The sequence below is a fragment of the Parafilimonas sp. genome, from assembly GCF_051953455.1.
Lineage (GTDB): Bacteria > Bacteroidota > Bacteroidia > Chitinophagales > Chitinophagaceae > Parafilimonas.
The window spans coordinates 91702-111446 of the sequence record NZ_JBQCIT010000036.1; the positions used below are offsets into that span (position 1 = coordinate 91702).

A 19745-nucleotide genomic window follows, 5' to 3' on the forward strand; every position below is an offset into this window, starting at 1 on the left:
GATGCGGGGTTTTTGGTTAATTGAAACTGATGTTATACAGGCTCCTTTTTCCTTTCTTAATAATTTATTCTGGAAACGTGGAATGCCGGTAACTGATACATACGGCGAAAAGATTTTCAAACATGAACTGGTTCATATTATGCAACGGCATACATGGGACAAATTGTTTGCGCAAATAACCGTTTGCATATTTTGGTTTAATCCATTTTTTTGGCTTTTTCAAAAGGAATTAACCATTATACATGAGTTTATTGCTGATTCAGCATCTGTTGAAAACGGAGATACCGAATCATTTGCAATGATGTTATTGCAATCTTATAACGCAGGGAGATATATTACTCCCTATCATTCATTTTTTAATTCACCAATAAAACGCAGGCTAATTATGATTACAACATCTAAAAATCCCAGATACTCATATTTGAGACGGGTACTTGCTTTACCAATAATGTTATTGGTAGTTGTACTTTTTTCATTTTCAATCGTAAAAGCTCAAACCGATCCGAAATTAACCCCCGGTCCTGTGAATGTTCAAAAAGTGGAAATCAATAAAAAGAATGATTCACTTGCCGGCGTTAAGATTAATTACATTAAAGATGATGGTACATCTGCAGTTCTTAATGTAACTGCAAAATATTCAAATTCAGAAATAAATCATGATCACCTCAAAAACGATAATGAAACCCAGGCTTTTGTTTATGATAATGAAAGTGGAGAGCGAAGAAATGTTAGCCCTGAAGAAGTACGTAACATGATTACACAAATAATACAAAACCCGCCTGCTGAAATGATATACTTTGTAGATGGTTCTGAAAGGTCAGGAGAAAGCATCAAAAAAATGGATCCAAGAATGATTAAGACCATAAATATTTTTAACCAGGAGGAAGCCATTAAAAGATATGGCGGGAAAGCAAAAAATGGTGTAGTTGTGTTTACAACAAAATAATCTCTTAAGATTTAATCTTATGCCACTAAAAGTCAGAAATAATATTTCTGACTTTTGTGCACACTTCCTTCTATAAAAAATTATAAAGAGTTGAAAGATTATTATGAACGAAAGAAGCAGGAAGGTAAACATGCTATGAGCATATTAAATGCAAGAAAATAAAATTGTACTGAGAGTTTCTGCTGTTGTGGAAAATGAAAGCCTTATGTTGATCTATGCAAAAACTACCTAAAAATTTATTATGTGCAGTTTCTTATCGATACAGGCCTGCTTGGCAAAACAACCATAGCCGTTGATGGCAGCAAGTTTAAAGCGGTTAACAGCAAGCAGAATAATTACAATCAAAAAAAGATTGATAAGCACAGTGACCAATGTTGGGCGAAGTTTTATCTTGACCGGGTTATAGATTAACCCCGAAAAGATAACCTACCAAAGCAGATAGCAGCATTGCAATTGTTCCCCAGATTACTATTCTCAAAATAGCTTTCTTTACAACAGAACCTCCAGTTTTTGCCGAAATTGCTCCTAAAATAACTAACGACAGAATTGTAAATCCGTATAGGAAATACTCCATATTCTTTACAGGCGAGAAAAGTGTGACTAAAAGTGGTAAAACGCCGCCGGCGGTGAAGGCTGCTCCTGATGCTATTGCAGCTTGAATTGGATTTGCTTTGCTAATTTCATTAATTCCCAACTCATCTCTGATATGGGTGCCCAATGCGTCTGCTTCCGTAAGCTCCTTTGCAACCTGGAGTGCAGTCTCCTTTTTTAAACCCCGCCTTTCGTAAATCTGAGCCAAAATGTTTAATTCGACTTCCGGCATCGCTTGCAATTCCTTTTCTTCTCTTTGTATGTCCGCCGTTTCAGTGTCAGTTTGCGAACTAACTGATACATATTCACCGGCTGCCATTGATAATGCACCGGCAACGAGTCCGGCAACAGTGGCTAATAATATTGGTTCTCTTGCTGAGCTTGCGGTTGCCACACCAATGGCGAGACTTGAAATAGAAATAATACCATCGTTTGCACCCAGAACTGCAGCTCGTAGCCAATTACTTCTGTGAATAAAGTGACTATCTAAGTAATTGTCGATTGTAATCATTTTGTAAAGCAATGTCTGATAAAAAATTACGCCTTACGAGCATAGGCTTTATGCAGGTTGGATAGAAGAAATCCGTCCATAACCGCTGCTGATTGAAAATATTTGATGAAGTTATGTACAAAAGCTGATAATTATTCGTCGGCTGGAACCGGGATTTGTAAAATTGAAATGGTGGTTGCTTTTTCATGTGCCGATAAATGCAAGGCTTCATTGGCCGCATAAGAAAAGGGCCCATATTGGGCCATTTTTTTAGCCAGCGGGTACGACAACAAAAATCGGGATGGACAATAATAAATAACCTGATTTCGTCTTGTCATCCGGACTTTGAAAAGGCTGATTGGTGCTGTAAACACCAAACTTCCCTCTCCGAAGTCGTAATAATTTTGCCCATATTTCATCGCCCCGTGAAGGTCCATCTTGTAAGCAACTGCTTGTTCAAAACAAATATCTCAAACCATCCATTCGGGAGATTTCTCCTGCCGTCGAAATGACGTTCGAAATGGTTTATGTTTTACAGCCATCTTAAATTGGTAATCCGGATTAGTCAGCGGCCGTCATTTCGAAGGAGCATTGCAGCATGATTGTCTTTTCAACGAATCAGCTATGCGACTGAGAAATACCCGGAAATGCACAGGTTTGTCTAAGCCAAAAGCGCTATGCAATTGGTTAATGATTCGATCTTTAAAAGATGGTGCTTGTTCTGGAATGAATGATTACTATCGAGGTTACTTAAAACGTTTTTTCTTAGTTCGAAATCATAGGCTTAAAGAATCTTACTAATAGCGGCCTTTATTAGTGGCTGCATAATTTTGTAACCATCTATAGTAGGATGAACTCCATCATAAGTATATGCTGCCTTCAGCCCCTTTTCCGTATCTACCATTTGCGAATAAAAATCAACATATTCCAGATGGCGGGAATGCGCATACGCAGATATCCATTTGTTCAATGCAATAACACTGTCAGCAGGTTGTAATGTGGGCTTCCATTTAAAATGATTCGCAGGTAATACAGAGCATAAAATCATTTTAATCTTATTTGCTTTTGCCAGCTCGGCCATTGACATAATATTTCCCTCAATCATTTCAAGTGTTGAAGGACCTGTGTTACCTGCGATATCGTTAATTCCGCAAAGCAAAACGACAATTTTGGGTTTTAATTCAATAACATCTTGCCTAAACCGCAATAACATTTGCGGAGTCGTTTGGCCACTTATCCCACGGTTGATATATTTGTTATCGGCAAAAAAACCGGGAGACATTTGGGCCCATGCCTCGGTGATTGAATTTCCCATATATACCACTTTTACAGTACTATCTTTTAACCTTTGATTGGCCGCCTGATAACGGCTTAAGTTAGGCCAATCCTGCGCCTTTGCTACGTTGTCACCAACAAACAGGAGTATAGTAACAGACAAGACGATTTTTATATTCATTGTTAACTTCATTTTTATTGATTATCACCTTTTCACCAGGATGCTTTTGAATGCAGCCATGGCAAAGAGTTGAATTAATGATTTTAAAAGTTTAAGATTACCGATTATCAGGGCTTATCGTTTGATATCCAATTTTTTTCATCCCGATTAAACAAAACGCCATCTTTTCTTAAAATCTTTTGCAAGCTGTCTGTATTTACTATTTGTACAGGCTCTCTGTTTTTAGCTGCCATAACTGCGGCAACGCCAGCCGCCTGACCAAGTTGCATCCAGGTAACCTCAACTCTGACTGAGCAAAATCCGACATGAGAAGCTGAAACACAAACAGGTACCAACAGGTTTGTACATTCATTTTGCTTAGGAGTTATAATGCGATATGTAAGTTCGTAAGGTTTATCAACTTTAACCCAAATCCGTCCCTCATTAATGTATTGTGTTTGGGATATTGCAACTTTTTGTACGTGATGACAATCCACAAAATGCGAACCTAAAGCAATTGCATCAGGCTTTTTAGGGTTCTCAAATATGTCTTTTTGCGTTTGCACATAGCTTCCAATCATACGTCTCGCCTCGCGGACATATAGATAATAAGGAAAATTATGATTATCCTTAAACTCATCAGGAGCAAGACCATAGCGATTAACTTCGTCGTGTAAAGTTCTGGGTACTGACTGATCATGTTGTAGAAAATAAAGTAAGCCCAATGTCCAGTCCTTATGATCCTGAAATATTTGCTGCCGCTTTTTATAGTCCGCATCAGGATAATCGGTATTACCCCCAAAAAGCCCTAATGAGATGACCGCGTTTTGTTTGTTGTTAGTTTCATACTTTCCGGGAGGATAGTTCCAGGAGTACATGTCAATTATATCTGCAAGTTTTGTATCAGGCTTTTCCGCAAGCAGGCGTTTTAGCGTAATGAAACGACTGGCATCGTAATGCAATGGGAATGGAAACGGCACTCTATCGGAGTTCGTAGACATCATCAACCGAAAATTATAATTGATAATCCTCTTACTAGCTTCTCCGTTGGTTAAATTTTTCGCCTCAACAAATCCCGGAAGCAAATGTCCACTATCATCATATGGCGATACATCTATGGGCTTATCCAACAGGCGAATGCCGGCAAGCGATTCATTATACTGCGTTTTGCTTTCCCGTCCATAGGTATATGATACACCTGCCCGTGCCATTAAATCGCCCTCATAAGTTGCGTCGATAAAAACATTGCCGCTTATGGTTTTCCCATTGGTTAGCGTTATACTTGTGATGGCGTTATGTGTTTTATTTACGCTGTTAACAAAGGCCTCGTAGATAACAGACACATTTTGTTCAGCCAGCAGGTCAACAAATACTTTTTCAACAACATGCGATTCAAAGTAAAAGGCGGGTTTATTTATTCCATACGCTTTGCCAATCCGGGAATAGATTTCCAGCGGAATTCCAGAGATAGTTTCCTCAATCAAATGTTCGGTTTCCGCAGTTCCGATTCCACTTGTGTTCATGCCACCCACATGCCGGGTCTGCTCAATCAAAATAACTTTAGCACCATGCCTGGCCGCCGCCACGGCTGCCGAGATTCCAGCAGGCGTTCCACCATAAATTACGACAGTGGGTTTAACGGCAGCGTTTGGCCCAAAGGCATAGAGCATTATTATTGTAGCAATTATATATATCTTCTTCATTTCTTTAATTTTAGCTTATCAGCCAACCTGTATTTCAACATCCAGTCTGGTTTCGGGAACTGATAAAGAAAGGGTCTATAGCACCCTTTCTTTTGCTCTTTATAGCCTTAGTAACCTGGGTTTTGTGTAAGTGCAGGATTTACATCTCTCTGATGCTGTGGAATAGGATAAAGCAGGTTTGTTTGCGAAACCGGCATCCCTGCCGCTTGAAGCGTACTGATGTATTTGCCGGTGCGCAATAAATCCCAGCGGCGATGGCCTTCATAGCATAGCTCCCAACCCCGTTCCTGTAAAACAGCATCCCTGAACTGAGACTGGGATAAACCAGCCAGATTTTGCGGATTAGCGGAAGAATTACCATTTCTGGCCCGGGTTCTCACTTGATTGATAGCATCATAAGCATCAGCGGTTGGGCCGTTAAGTTCATTTTCTGCTTCCGCATACATAAGCAGTACATCTGCGTAACGTATGATCATAAAATTATTGCGTGCGCCGAATTCCGCGCAAGGAGACGGGTCCCAGTATTTATCAATGCAAGGGCCATTACGTGCGAAAACTAATTGGTTATTCGATGGATTCACCTTTTGAGTGATAATTGTAACTTGCTTACGATAGTCACCGGGAAGGTAGGAATTTACATACAACGTGTCTGCATTGAACACTCCGCCGCCCTGATTGATAGGGTATGAAAAATAGATTGAAAAATTTTCCGCCATCGAGCTACCGTAAGTAGTTTTAACACAACTGTATTGCGCTGAAAAAATATGTTCCTGGCCATTCTTGTTCTCGGGTGGAAAAACATCTTTATAATCTGGAAAAAGGCTATAGGTTTTTGAGTCGATCACCTGCCTGGCATAAAGCGCGGCATTCGTATAGTCCTTATGGGTAAGATAAACCTTTGCTAAAATCGATTTAACGGCACCACTTGTTGCCCGTCCTACGGTTCCGGAAGATGTATACTTTGCCGGAAGGTTTGCAGCATCTGCATCTTTCAGATCATTAATAATTTGAGTGTAAACTTCGTCAGCTGGCGTGCGTTCTATATTGACATTTACAACATCCGAAGTAGGTGTAAGAACCAATGGTACATCACCGAAGGCTTGCACCAGGTCAAAATAAGTAAGTGCCCGCAAAAACCTGGCTTCTCCAAGAATTTGAGCTTTTGCTGTAGCATCCATAGTAATGCCTGGAATGTTTTGGAGTACACGGTTTGCCCTGTCAATTAACAAATAGCAATTTGTATAAAAGGCATCAAAAATAGGATTGGCAGCCGAGTAAGTATTCTCTTTGAAATCCAAAACAGTGGCACCAACAGTAGCTTCGACATTGAGTTCCTCCGAATTTAGATCAGCCATGTTGATCATGGTCATACCATAAATTGTTCGCAGCCTGTCATACACAGCATTTATTGCAACCGTTGCATCATTTGCCGTTTTGAAAGAATTTTCCTCACCCAAAAAAGAATAGGGAACCTCGTTAAGATTTTTTTTACAACTCCCCAGAATGATTAAAATCATTGCAAAAAAACAGCACAGTAGTGTTTGCAGTTTAACTGGCGAAGTTTTATTGAGTTTCATATATTGAAGTTTCATATTGATCCAAAATTTAAAATGTTATAGACAAACCAAGCATATATATTCTTGCTGGCGGATAGTTGAAATTGTCGCGTCCGTAAGTAGTATTACTGTTAAAATCACCATTCACCTCCGGATCATAACCGGTGTATTTACTTAAAGTCAACAGATTTTGTGCACTGATGTAAATGCGGGCCCTCTTGATGACTTTTGTGAATGCCGGCAACTGGTAACCCAATGTGACATTTTTCAGGCGTACAAATGAACCGTCTTCAATTCCATAATCTGTTACCGCAGGCAGTACCCACTGGCGTATACTACCAGCCGTATTGCTTGGATTTGTAGCTGTCCAGTGATTAGCATAATAAGATTTGAGGTGATTGTATTGAGCGTCGATAAGCGTAGTGAAGGTGTTGTAAATCTTATTACCTTGAACACCCTGTAAGAAAAATGAAAAGTCAAATCCCTTATATGAAAAGTTGTTTGTCAGGCCGAAAATATATTTAGGAAGTCCGTTGCCCAATACCTGGCGATCGGTTGATTCATCATAAATCTTATCACCATTTACATCTTTCCAGCGATAAGCTCCAGGCAAACTACCAGCTTGTGCCAAAGCACCTGCATCTGCAATTTCCTGGGTTGATTGCCAAATGCCATCAAACACATTGCCGTAAAATGAACCTAATGGTTTACCTACCTGTATAATCGTTAATCCGGAAAAATAATGATCTACGCCATTGGCAAGCGCTGTAACCTTATTTTCATTGTATGAGACGTTACCGGTGGTAGCCCACCTGAACCCATTCGAACCTTTATCAATATTAACTGATGAAATCGCCAGTTCGAAACCTCTGTTTTGTACACTTCCTATGTTACGGAGAACACTGGTTGCTCCTGTGGTTGCAGGCAGGTCAACATATAACAATAAACCACTTGTCTTTTTCACATAATAATCACCTACGATATTTAATCTGTTTTTAAAGAACCCGGCATCAAATCCAATATCTAATTGAGCGGTTTTCTCCCATTTGAGATCTGGATTCTCTATACGCGATATCTGATTCATCAAGACCTCGGCATCGTTAAAAACTGTTCTTCCGATAGAGTATTGAGACAGGGAATTATATAAACCGATGGCATCGTTACCTGTTAAACCATAACTCACTCTAAATTTAAGATCACTGATTACGCGACTATTTCTCAGGAAATTTTCATCTGATACGCGCCAGGCAAATGCGCCTGAGGGGAAGAAACCATATTTGTTATTGGCACCAAAACGCGATGAACCGTCCTCCCGGGCACTTAGTGTTAGAAGGTACCGTCCTTTAAAGCGGTAATTGATCCTGGCCAGGTAAGAGTTCAGCCCCCATTTTTGCAATCCGCTGTTGGTAGTGATGAGTGTACTAGCGGCAGAAAGGTTATTTGCACCTAAAATAAAATTAGGGAAATTCTCCGCTTCCTGATAAGTTGTTTGCAGTCTGTTGCTTTGAAAGGTTATACCTGCAAGAACATCAAACGAATGATCCTCATTGATCCTTTTTGAATAGGTCAGTGTGTTTTCATTTAAGATATTGAGGTTTTCAGAGGTCCCGTTACTTCCATAGCCATTTCGGTCGCTACCTGCAAGTGTTTCTGGTGTAAAAAATACATTTCTGTAAGAATTTTGAATATCCGCACCAAAACTAATATGGGCTTTTAAGCCATCAATGATATTTACATCAGCAAACAGGGTGCCTAAAACCCGGTCCGTTGTAAGTTGGTTGGTAGAGGTTTTCTGCACAGCAACAGGGTTTGGTGCATTAGCAAAGCCTGTTCCCGGGCCCAGGTTAAGTAATTGATAGCTGCCATCCGCTGCGTATACAGGGCTAGCCGGAGAAATGACCAATGCCTCATAAATTGGCCCTGCAACCAAATTCTCAGAAACACCATTATTTTCAGTACGTGCTACTGTAAAACTAGTTCCAATCCTGATACGATCACTCAAGGTGGCGTCTATATTTAATCTTGACGAATAACGCTTAAAGTTGTTAGCAATTATGATCCCGTCCTGGTTCAAATAATTGCCGCTAACCATATATTTTATTTTATCAGAACCTCCATTGACCGATAACTGGTAATTCTGCATTGGGGCGGTTCGGAAAATTTGTTTTTGCCAGTCTGTGCCTTCGCCATAGGAAGATATGGGCTCAGGATAAGCACCCGCAGGGTTTCCAAAACGCATTGGATAGCCAAGGTTCGTTAGTTGCTCATTCTTTAAATTTAAATGATCCATGGCGTTACCTAGTTCTAACTGTTTTACTACCTGTTGCTGCCCAACGTAGGTTTCAAACTCAATATTTGGTTGTCCTAACTTTCCGCGTTTTGTAGTAACCAAGACAACACCGTTTGCACCCCTGGAACCGTAAATGGCGGTTGCCGAAGCATCTTTTAAAACCTCGATCGATTCTATATCACTAGGATTAATGGTTGATAAAGGGTTTGCATAATTGGCGCCACTTCCGCTTGCGCCGCTTGCTGCGGCCGGAGTAGAAATAGGAAACCCGTCAACTACGTACAGCGGGTCGTTACTTGCAGAGATGGAGTTTCCGCCCCTCACCCTTATTGTAATGCCTCCTCCGGGTGCATTAGAGGCCTGAGTGATCTGAACACCGGAAACTTTTCCTTGTAATGCCTGGTTGAACGAGTTGATAGGTTGTGACTTTATTTCATTTGAACCGATTGAGGAAACCGAACCTGTAAGGTCTTTTTTACGGACTGTTCCATAACCGATCACCACGATCTGGTCTAATGTATTGGATGTAGATTTTAATGAAACATCCAGGCTGAAAGTAGTACCGGCTTTTAAATTGTAACCCGATAATGTTGCATCCGCGTACCCAACGCTTTTAACGATGAAAGTGTAGGGGCCTCCTGCCGGAAGACGGGCTATAAAAAGGCCGGATGTGTCTGAAGTGGTACCTGATGCAAAATTGGTTTTGCTGTTATGGATAACCACAGAAGCGCCCACTACCGGCTGACCGTTTTCGTCATGTACTATTCCTTTAACATCGGTAAAGCCCTCCTGTGCATGAGAGAAAGGGCAAATGATCATTTGTGTGAAAAATAAAAAGGCTGTAATAAAAGCCCTGGCTAATGGTAGCTTACAAATCATACGGCTTTTGGTTTATGTTTTATATGGACAATACAATTTATGCTGCCTGGTTACAGGCAATTTTGCCGGTGCATTCTTCCGAATGCATTTTTAAAAATGGATTTATTTACTAATTATGAAAGCAGTGTCATTCTTAGTAACCGTTAGTTTATTTATAGTGCCTATACGGTTAAGTATAGTTTCCAGAGATTCTGCTTTATCATATTTACCGGTGAAATAGATCTTTGCTATATCCTTTTTGTTATACAATATTTTCACATTATACAAGGCCGACAGCGATATGAATACCTCTTCCAGCGACTGGTTATTGAACATATACCAGGAACCCTTTATATTATCCGGTATATCCGGCGAATCTTCAGCCGGCTCACTAACTTTATCGGATGACTGTGCAACCGGCTTCGTTCTGAAAGCTCTTACTGTAACGCCCGTTTTATAACTGTACAGAAGTTCCTGGCCGGGCAAGAGATATACCGCTTCTTTCATTTTCGGATCTGTCTTATCCGCAGGCTTAACAACAACTTTCCCTTCATGTAACCGCACACTTAACTGGTCATCATTTTTAAAAGCTGTTACTGTAAATTCAGTACCGATAGCTGTTGTAGTAATATCCCTGCTGGTAACCATAAAGGGAACAGGTCTTCCTTTCGCCACTTTAAAGAATGCCTTTCCTGTCAGGTCAATATCACGCTTTTGAGAAAAAGGCTCTGCATACGTTATTTCGCTCCTGTCAGCCAGGATAATCAAAGAGCTATCCGACATGTATATCTTTTTGTCTTTGCCGGAAGTATTTGATGCATGATGCATTATAAATACCCGGCTGGTATCGCTTTTGATTTGCTGTGCAACCTGCACCTCTTTTTTATTTGAGTAAAAGAACTTCCATCCCAACCCAGCTATCAGTACCACGGCTGCCGCAACGGCTGCTGCAACAGATAACCTGTATAATATTCCATGCCGTGGCTGTATTTGTAATACGGGATCAACATCATCATCTTTTATGTTGCTTTGTTCCGTTATGGTTTCAGCTGATGCAGCGCCAATCGTTTGTTGAAAATGCAGCCATTCTTTACTGATGTCAATATGTTTGGATGAATGATTTAACTGAGCCAGGTTCCATATAGCTTTAAGCTCGTCAAAATATTTCCTGTTAGGCGCAGCAGCAAGCCAGTTTTCTACATGAGCTTTCTCTTCATCATTTAAATCGCCTGTTAAATACCTTACGAGTAATTCATCGTATTGATTGCTGTTCTCCATTCATCTGTTATTTAAACGATTGACTGAAAGTTTACCCTTACAACCACAAAAATTTTTTTTATATACCCCATAAAATGAACAGGATTATGATGATGCATGTGGTTAAATAGCCCGATAACCGCTGTCTGAGTTTGGCAAGCGCCCGGCCCATTTGCGTTTCAACGGTTTTGGGTGAAATGTTCAGCCTGGCTGCAATTTCGCTGTACTTTAAACCTTCAAAACGGCTGAGCCCGAAAACCGTGCGCATTTGTTCCGGCATGTCTTCAATAGCTGAATTTACCTGTTGCAGCAACTCTTTAAAATCAATGCTTTCAAAGCTGTTTGCTGAGGCTATTTCTTCTTCCTTGCTTCCGGATAATTTTATATAGCCCGTCTTTACCTTGTTATGCCTTAAAATGTCCAGCGCTTTATTGGTAACCATTTTTTGCAGGTATGTTTTTACCGGCACTTCATTGTTAAGCGTGCTTCTTATTTCCCATAATTTAATAAAAGCTGTATGTACGGTTTCTTTGGCAAGGTCAAGGTCGAAATCAAATTTGAATTGGCAATACGAACAAAGCGGAACAAAATTTTCTTTGAAAAATGATTCAAATACTTTGTCGTCACCTCTTAAATCGTTTAGTGATATTTTTTCCTGGTTCTTATCTGCCGGGGGAAGGCTCATCTGCAATACAACACTTGGCTTTTAATATTTTCAATCGTTTAATACGGTTTAAATGCTATACTTCATTATCAGCTTTCCGGTAAAACACTTTAAAATGTGTATAAGCTGCATAGAAAATGAACTATAAAAAATATTTGTCATTTAGACCATAACTGTGGGACAAATATGAAATAAAAATTATTATTATAAAAGTTATAGGCAAGCATACGTAATTACAGGTTGAACGGAAGAGGGTATGATTTAAGTTTTGTTTTCAGTTTCAAAGGCATTTCTTTCTATTCAGATGCTGGCGCACCCCAAAACGTTTGCCTGCCTGTATTTCGTCGTGCTATTAGTAAAGAGGCTGGTGATGAAGATACCCTTAGTTTATTGATGACACCCGTTACCGGCTGATGGAATGGTTGATACCATGTCATTAATAAAATGGTACAGAAACAAAACATTTCCTGTGAATGCGGGTTTTAACTGGTCTTTAATTTCCAGTTGAATAAAAAGAGTTGCTTTAGTAATATTTCGCAGATTAATAATAGATCTTAGCGTAACCCTGCACCTCACTTCACTGTTTACCACCACCGCCTGTGCGAACTTTAACTGTTCGAGCCCGTAGTTTACTTCCATTAAAATATTTTGTACATCTACTATTTGTTTCCAAAAAAATGGAAGAAGGGAAAGTACAAGATACCCATGTGCAATTGTTGCTTTAAAAGGACTGCATTTTCTGGCTCTTTCAGGATCGGTGTGTATCCATTGATGATCAAGTGTAGCGTCAGCAAAATTATTAATCTGTTCCTGCGTAATTGTATGCCATGAAGAAACACCCAGTTCTTTATTTAAATAGGATTCAAATTCTTCATGACTTCTTATAATAACCATGGTGGGTAAATCAAATAGTTTTTAATAAATATAAAATCTAAATCCGTTTGTCCTCATTAATGTTATGCTCACAAGCGTCTGTTGTTACCGGCATCGATGCATTCAATAATTATCACTTCGCGAACAACAGTTTATCCCTGTAATCTGTAATCAAGATATAAAAATTCTATCTACCAGGTAAACAAACCCATTCGAGGCTTTTTCAACCGGTTCTTTTAGCAAAGCATTATTTATGCTAACACCATTATCAAATTTGTCGATTTGTAATATTTTACCATTGATTGTCCTGAATTTTCTTCGCATAAGAAGGTCTTCAATGCTGAGTTCACCTTCTAAGATATGATTATATAAGATGTTTAAAAGTTTGATTTTATTTTCAGCTTTTAGCCAGCTCTCCAGTTCAACTTCATGTAGCCAAAAGCAACTTCAGATGGTGCGAATATCGTATAAAAGAATCCCGGTCTGTTTAGTTTGCTCTCTACGCCTGTCGCCTTTACACACTTCATCAGGCTTTCTAAATATTTATTCGTCCTGATAATATCAAAAATGTTTTGCATGGTTCAGTTTAGTTGCAACCAAAATAATTGCTTTGCATGTAAGGTAGTTCTATTCTGGTCATTCAACTTATAATATTATTCAAGAAATCATTAAATTAAAAAGTTTAACATAAGAGCTTTCTTCTATTGATTATAGAAGATTTAAGAGTGTTGTTTACTTATAGAAGGTAAGAATAATAAACTTTATCGCTCTCGTTTCATTTAAAGGATTATCTTCGCTTCAATTGAGCTGTAAAAGCATAACTTAAGACGATCTTATTTTTTACTTGCCAAAGTAAATTTTATTCTTCTCTCACTTTTGTTTCTACTTCCTTCAAGTATTATTAATTAAAAAAATGTTTTTTATGAACATGTATGTTTCGAATTTAAGTTTTCACACAAGTGAAGAAGATCTTAAAGATTTATTTTCAAAGTATGGCAGTGTTGATTCTGCTAAAATTATTATGGACAGGGAAACCAATCGTTCACGTGGTTTTGCCTTTGTACAAATGCCTTCTGAAGAAGATGGTAATGCTGCATTAAATGGCCTGAATGGTAAAGAGATACAGGGTCGTGCACTTTCTGTTTCAGTAGCCAGGCAAAGAGAAGAAAGAAGTGGCGGAACAAATTCATTTTCCCGTAACCGTTTCTTTTAACCACCGGATTTATAAATAAACTAATTGCAGGCCTATAGAAATTACAGCCTGCAATTTTAATTTCAGTGATATACTATGTTGATTATTCTTCTGTTCTTTTTTACACATTGGTTCCTTTCGCTTTTTTTCCATTCTTTTTTCCTGCACCGCTATGCATCTCATAAAATGTACACCACATCTAAACCATGGGAAAAGTTTTTTTATTTCTCTACCTGGTTTGTACAAGGTTCTTCTTTTTTAGTGCCAAGCGCTTATGGTGTAATGCATCGTATGCACCATGCCTACAGCGATACTGAAAAAGATCCGCATTCACCCCATTTCTTTGAAGATATATGGCAGATGATGATTCATACGGCCAGTATTTTTCATGCTTTTACAACAGGCAAAAACAAGCCCGCCCCTGAATTTACAAAAGAATATCTGCCTTCATGGAGCAAGCTTGATAAGCTTGGCCATAGCATGATAACAAGAATATTATTTGGGTTGGCTTATACTGCAGTATATGTTTTGTTTGCGCCGAATGCATGGTGGTTTTTGCTATTGCCTATTCATTTTTTAATGGGGCCTATACAAGGCGCTATTGTTAACTGGTGTGGTCATAAATATGGATACAGTAATTATGATAACGGGGACCATTCAAAAAATACATCGCCATGGGGTATTTTGTTGATGGGTGAATTATTTCAAAACAATCATCATCATGCCAAAAACAATGCAAATTTTGCACGCCGCTGGTTTGAATTTGATGGCACCTATTTAATTATGCTTTTAATGCACAAACTTACCGTTATTAAGCTTGTGCCTGCCACAGTTAAAAACCAATAAGCCATGATAACATCTGCTGAGGTAAGGCCCGGAAATAAGGTATTGCATAGTGCCTCAGGTGCTGTGGCAACCGTTATTCATGTAGATAATAATATAATAGAACTGGATTGTTTTCCAGGCAGCATCCAATGCATAGCAAACGATATTTCAGGCATAGAACTTACAAGGGACATGTTGCGAAAGCTGCTTTTTTCAAACGACACAGAACCCAATAGATGGTCTGGCCACGGCATTAACCTTGAAAAAAAACCGGATGGCTTTTATTATGGTTTGCGGATTGAAAAAAACAGAACGAAAATTAAACACCTGCACCAGTTACAAAATTATGTACAGGACTTTTATGCCCTTTTCAGGGAAGCAGACCATTCCCTGAACACCAGCGCTCTGGCGGAGATAGAAGACCTTATCCATTAAAGACCCCCTCTTATCATCCTGGCTTTTTTACTGCTATTTTAGAAATTTGCACAGTATTAGATATATACACTGTATGCACATTAAAGTGCATCATAAAAAACTATTAATATGGCTAATACAACAAAACGTAAAGTTTCTAAAAGCGCAGGCGCCGCAGCTAACGATTCTATGCTAAAAAACTTTTTCCAGGATGAAATTAAAGACATTTACTGGGCAGAAAAAAACATTCTGAAAACCTTACCCAAAATGAAAAAGGCTGCCACATCACCTGAATTGCAGAACGCATTTGAGGAACATTATGCCCAAACGCAAACACATATTGAAAGGCTTGAAAAAGTATTTTCGTTGCTTGAAAAAAAACCACAGGCAAAAAAATGCGATGCCATGGCAGGTATTCTTGAGGAAGGAACGGGCATTATAGAAGAAACAGAAAAAGGCACGGCCACGCGTGATGTAGGGTTAATACTTGCTGCTCAAAAAGTGGAGCATTATGAAATATCCACTTATGGCGGCCTTGCCCAACTTGCGGAAACCCTTGGCCTGAACGAAATAAAAGAATTACTGGGAAGTACACTGGAAGAAGAAAAGCAAACAGATGAAAAGCTAAGCGTAATTGCAGAAAGCAGTGTAAATTATGAAGCCGCTGAAGAATCTGAAACTGCTTAATCATTCCTCAGTTAGAATATACATACAAAGCCCTGCATGCAGGGCTTTGTATGTATCAACTTGAAACTTGTGAATAAATCTATACCCTTGGTTAGGAAATGCAATTAACTTGTTCAGGTAAAGGGCAGCCCAATCAACTTAATTCAACCGCCATATAACCAGACACCCCTGCATCGCAACATACGCTAATTGAACTAGTCCAAAAACATTACGAGGTGCGACAGCAATAAATTAAATCAGGTATAACAAAAAACCATGCTGCAACAGAAAGTATCTGAACAACTTTATGTTGCCTTTTCAAAGGCTGATGCTGAATTTAATAAGGATTGAGCTATACAGTGCAACCTAAATACATCAAAATTTTACATCAAAAGAATAGACAATGAACGGAACAATGTTTCAATTTTTTGAATGGTATTATCCGGCAGATGGAAGCCTTTGGGAAAAAGTAAAAGCCGAAGCAAAAAAACTGGCAGGTTATGGTATAACTGCCATTTGGCTGCCGCCTGCCTTTAAAGGATCAAAAGGCGCAACGTCAGAAGGATATGATGTATATGATATTTACGACCTCGGAGAATTTAATCAGAAAGGAACCGTGAGAACCAAATACGGAACAAAGCAGCAATACATTAATGCGGTTAAAACTGCACACGATAATAGCCTGCAGGTATATGCAGACATTGTATTAAATCACATGAATGGCGCGGATGAAACAGAACATATAAAAGTAAAAAAAGTAAATCCCGAAAACAGGAACGAATATATTTCAGATGTAATGGAAATTGAAGCGCATACAAAATTTGTTTTTCCCGGAAGACAAAACAGGTATTCGGCATTTAAATGGGATTATCGTTGCTTTAGCGGTGTTGACCATGCAGATAATGTAAATGAAGAAGGCATATTTACCATCTTAAATGATTATGAAGGCTGGGAAGAGTTTGTTTCTGGTCAAAATGGTAATTATGACTTTTTAATGTTCTGTGATATTGAGTTCAGGAATGCTGCTGTAAGAGAAGAATTGAAACGATGGATAAAATGGTATTATGATACCATACCTTTTGACGGGCTGCGCCTTGATGCTGTAAAACACATGCCTGTCTATTTTTATAATGAATGGCTGGACTATGTGCGCAATGAAATAAGAGAAGACATGTTTGCAGTGGGCGAATGTTGGTCTGCAGATGTTTCTATGCTGCTCAAATATATTGAAGCTTCTGCCGGCCGCATGAGCCTGTTTGATTCGCCGCTGCAGGCAAATTTTCACCAGGCATCCGAAAGCGGCAACAATTATAATCTCTGTGAAATATTTAAAAATACTTTGATTGCACATCATCCTGATCTCGCTGTAACATTTGTTTCAAATCACGATACGCAACCCGGCCAGTCGCTTGAATCTGCGGTTGCAGCCTGGTTTAAGCCATTGGCGTATGCACTTATTCTTCTGCGCGAACAAGGCTATCCATGCATTTTTTATGCTGATATGTACGGTGCTGATTATACAGATAAAGATCACAATGAAAATACCTGCCATGTAGTAATTGAGAAACTGCCGGTGCTTGAACAGTTGCTGTTGCTGCGAAAGAACCAGGCTTATGGTTTACAGCGTGATTATTTTGACCATTTCAATTGCATTGGCTGGGTGAGAGAAGGAACGGATGAACAACAATATTCAGGTTGTGCAGTCATCATGTCAAACGGTGCTGAAAGCATCAAGAAAATGAAAATAGGCAAAAGGCATGCAAATAAAATTTTTATCGATGCATTGGGCAACATTAATGAAAATGTAGTGATCGACGAAAATGGCTTTGGCGATTTTCGCTGTATGGGCGGTTCTGTTTCTGTGTGGATTGAAGCGCAACAATGAGGAAAAATAACCGCGCTTCTTTTTTTGCTCAACTACATCTTTAATACTTTGCTTTAAGGAAGTGGTGTGCAAACAGAAGTTATCATTCAGGTGCGACTAAAAATACTGCCGCCCTTATTTGAAGGCACGGGCTTTGTTGTAAACATTGCACCATCATATTGATGCTGATTATAATTATTTACGATTCACATTTATCCATTGTTTATCATGTTTTGCAACAGTGATTTTAATAAATATGGGTTCACAGTTGAAGGCATGTGAATTTAAGTTCGGCCCTTAACCTATTATTAAGTTTATGTGCTTTATACATCAATTGTGTAAGAACAATTATATAAAGCCTGGAAGTTATTTTTTAATCTTAAAAAACATCACCATGTTTTACCATGTAAAAGAATTACAGTTCAATGCTAAGGTTTCTAAACCTGATCCCGCTTTTGCCACATTATTATTAGAGCAGTTTGGCGGGGCAAACGGCGAACTTGCCGCAGCCTTACGGTATTTTGGCCAGGCGTTTTGTGCTAAAAAACCCCATCCTGATAAATACGATTTATTGATGGACATAGCTACCGAAGAATTCAGTCACCTGGAAATCGTAGGCGCTACCATACAAATGCTGTTAACGGGCATAAACGGAGATCTTAAAGATGCTGCTGAAAATGCAGAGATCATGCAATTATTAGATGGCAAAGCGGCCAAAGAAGAAATGATACATAAAGCAATGGTATCGCCGCAATTTTTGATAGGCAGCGGTGGTTCGCCGGCTTATACCAATAGTGTAGGTGTGCCGTGGACAGCCGCTTATATAAATGGTGATGCGCAAGGCGATCTTACCTCAGACCTGCGTTCTGATATTGCTGCCGAAACACGGGCAAAAATGGTGTATGAATATTTATTACAATTTACCGATGATCCCTATGTGAAAGACACACTGTATTTTTTAATGACAAGGGAGGTGGCTCATTTCCAGATGTTTGAGGCTGCACTGGACACCATTAAACCAAACTTTCCGCCAGGCATTTTACAGGCAGATCCGCGCTATAGCAATTTATTTTTTAATATGTCCAGCGGGAACGACTACCAGGGCCCCTGGAATCAGGGCAACAGTACAAGGCTTAATGAACCTTTTCAATATATCGATGATCCTGTGGCGCATGTAATGAAAACAAACGGCCTTGTTAACCAGAAACCAAAGGGTGCTGAATACACGCCGGCACAAGTTGAAAAAATGAATAAAAAATTAGGAAAAGAACGCAGCACTGAAGTAAACAAGGCCACTGCGGTAAAAAACGGTGTAATTGCCTGGAACGATACAGACACAGATTTAAAAAATGATGCAAAGGGCGCTTCTGATAAAAAATGAGTTTACACATACTATTGATATTACATGCCAATGCAACAGTTTAACACCAGGGTCCTGCAACAGGCGGACACCCATATAATTTATTATACGGATCCGCTTTGTTGCTGGAGCTGGGCATTTGAAAAGGAATGGCAAAAACTACGCAGCGTTTTTGAACATGCAATCACATGGCAATATTGTATGGGTGGTTTATTACCTGCCTGGAATAATTATTATGATGCGGAAAATTCAATCAGCAAGCCTATCCAAATGGGCCCCATGTGGATGCATGCCGCACAGCTTACCGGTGTTGTAATTCGCCATGATTTATGGGCGAATGACCCGCCTGCTTCTTCCTATCCTTCCTGCATTGCTGTTAAGTGCGCTGCGCTGCAATCGCCGGCTGCAGAAGAACGGTATCTTACACTGCTGCGGGAAGCCTGTATGATAGATGGAAGAAACATTACGAAACCTGATGTATTGCTTGAGGTGGCACATACAATGGAGGATGATAAGGGGTTTGATTTCGATATAAAAAAATTTAAACAGCATTTGCTTGGCAATGAAGGCATGGAAGCTTTCAAAAAAGATTTGCAGCAGGTTAAATACCGCGGCATTAACCGCTTTCCCACCCTGCTGATAAATAACAATGCAGGTAATGCTAAACTAATAACCGGCTATCAAACATTTGAAACCATTGCGCAGGTATTGCAGGATATGGCCGGCGTTCATTACTGAAATATCAATTTTGTAATTGGTTA

General features: G+C 39.4%; 19 protein-coding genes. 9 read left to right on the top strand and 10 right to left on the bottom strand.

The genetic code is table 11. From position 1 onward, the window contains the following. Window positions 1-82: 82 nt before the first annotated feature. A complete protein-coding gene (locus ACTHN6_RS14470; protein ID WP_440436520.1) occupies window positions 83-946 on the top strand; it encodes a M56 family metallopeptidase in 864 nt (287 codons plus the stop codon). A 243-nt stretch (window positions 947-1189) separates the two neighbouring features. Beyond that, entirely contained in the window at window positions 1190-1357 is a 168-nt protein-coding gene (locus tag ACTHN6_RS14475) for a hypothetical protein (protein ID WP_440436480.1), read from the top strand. Here ACTHN6_RS14475 and ACTHN6_RS14480 read toward each other — a convergent pair. From ACTHN6_RS14480 to ACTHN6_RS14525, 10 genes are all read right to left on the bottom strand, one after another. Next, window positions 1347-2048: a VIT1/CCC1 transporter family protein gene (locus ACTHN6_RS14480; RefSeq protein ID WP_440436481.1), complete on the bottom strand. Its 702-nt coding sequence runs from the start codon at window positions 2046-2048 to the stop codon at window positions 1347-1349. The genes ACTHN6_RS14475 and ACTHN6_RS14480 overlap by 11 nt on opposite strands. A 131-nt stretch (window positions 2049-2179) precedes the next feature. Then, window positions 2180-2464 (bottom strand): hypothetical protein, encoded by a 285-nt coding sequence (locus ACTHN6_RS14485; RefSeq protein WP_440436482.1) that lies wholly within the window; start codon window positions 2462-2464, stop codon window positions 2180-2182. Between the two features lie 347 nt (window positions 2465-2811). Then, window positions 2812-3483 (bottom strand): SGNH/GDSL hydrolase family protein, encoded by a 672-nt coding sequence (locus tag ACTHN6_RS14490; protein WP_440436483.1) that lies wholly within the window; start codon window positions 3481-3483, stop codon window positions 2812-2814. Between the two features lie 107 nt (window positions 3484-3590). Continuing rightward, window positions 3591-5165, bottom strand: a complete 1575-nt coding sequence (locus tag ACTHN6_RS14495; RefSeq protein ID WP_440436484.1) for an FAD-dependent oxidoreductase — start codon at window positions 5163-5165, stop codon at window positions 3591-3593. 107 nt (window positions 5166-5272) lie between these two features. Next, entirely contained in the window at window positions 5273-6742 is a 1470-nt protein-coding gene (locus tag ACTHN6_RS14500; RefSeq protein WP_440436485.1) for a RagB/SusD family nutrient uptake outer membrane protein, read from the bottom strand. A 28-nt stretch (window positions 6743-6770) separates the two neighbouring features. Continuing rightward, entirely contained in the window at window positions 6771-9890 is a 3120-nt protein-coding gene (locus ACTHN6_RS14505; RefSeq protein WP_440436486.1) for a SusC/RagA family TonB-linked outer membrane protein, read from the bottom strand. Between the two features lie 102 nt (window positions 9891-9992). Continuing rightward, entirely contained in the window at window positions 9993-11147 is a 1155-nt protein-coding gene (locus ACTHN6_RS14510) for a FecR domain-containing protein (RefSeq protein ID WP_440436487.1), read from the bottom strand. A 58-nt stretch (window positions 11148-11205) separates the two neighbouring features. After that, on the bottom strand, window positions 11206-11811 hold the full coding sequence (locus ACTHN6_RS14515; protein WP_440436488.1) for an RNA polymerase sigma-70 factor: 606 nt from the start codon (window positions 11809-11811) through the stop codon (window positions 11206-11208). A gap of 366 nt (window positions 11812-12177) precedes the next feature. Continuing rightward, window positions 12178-12684, bottom strand: a complete 507-nt coding sequence (locus tag ACTHN6_RS14520; RefSeq protein WP_440436489.1) for a MaoC family dehydratase — start codon at window positions 12682-12684, stop codon at window positions 12178-12180. Window positions 12685-12834: 150 nt separating this feature from the next. Beyond that, window positions 12835-13083 carry a fasciclin domain-containing protein gene (locus ACTHN6_RS14525; RefSeq protein WP_440436521.1) on the bottom strand — a complete coding sequence of 83 codons (249 nt, stop codon included), beginning with the start codon at window positions 13081-13083 and terminating at the stop codon, window positions 12835-12837. A 502-nt stretch (window positions 13084-13585) separates the two neighbouring features. Here ACTHN6_RS14525 and ACTHN6_RS14530 point away from each other — a divergent pair. The 7 genes from ACTHN6_RS14530 to ACTHN6_RS14560 all read left to right on the top strand — a co-directional run bounded on the left by ACTHN6_RS14530 (window position 13586) and on the right by ACTHN6_RS14560 (window position 19722). Continuing rightward, on the top strand, window positions 13586-13876 hold the full coding sequence (locus ACTHN6_RS14530) for an RNA recognition motif domain-containing protein (RefSeq protein WP_440436490.1): 291 nt from the start codon (window positions 13586-13588) through the stop codon (window positions 13874-13876). A 75-nt stretch (window positions 13877-13951) separates the two neighbouring features. Then, window positions 13952-14701, top strand: a complete 750-nt coding sequence (locus tag ACTHN6_RS14535) for a fatty acid desaturase (RefSeq protein WP_440436491.1) — start codon at window positions 13952-13954, stop codon at window positions 14699-14701. Window positions 14702-14704: 3 nt separating this feature from the next. Continuing rightward, window positions 14705-15115, top strand: coding sequence for a hypothetical protein (locus ACTHN6_RS14540; protein WP_440436492.1), 411 nt, complete (start codon window positions 14705-14707; stop codon window positions 15113-15115). Between the two features lie 108 nt (window positions 15116-15223). After that, window positions 15224-15781, top strand: coding sequence for a YciE/YciF ferroxidase family protein (locus ACTHN6_RS14545; RefSeq protein WP_440436493.1), 558 nt, complete (start codon window positions 15224-15226; stop codon window positions 15779-15781). Between the two features lie 382 nt (window positions 15782-16163). Continuing rightward, a complete protein-coding gene (locus ACTHN6_RS14550) occupies window positions 16164-17645 on the top strand; it encodes an alpha-amylase (RefSeq protein ID WP_440436494.1) in 1482 nt (493 codons plus the stop codon). 373 nt (window positions 17646-18018) lie between these two features. Beyond that, window positions 18019-19005: a manganese catalase family protein gene (locus tag ACTHN6_RS14555; protein ID WP_440436495.1), complete on the top strand. Its 987-nt coding sequence runs from the start codon at window positions 18019-18021 to the stop codon at window positions 19003-19005. 30 nt (window positions 19006-19035) lie between these two features. Then, window positions 19036-19722, top strand: coding sequence for a DsbA family oxidoreductase (locus ACTHN6_RS14560; RefSeq protein ID WP_440436496.1), 687 nt, complete (start codon window positions 19036-19038; stop codon window positions 19720-19722). Window positions 19723-19745 lie beyond the last annotated feature (23 nt).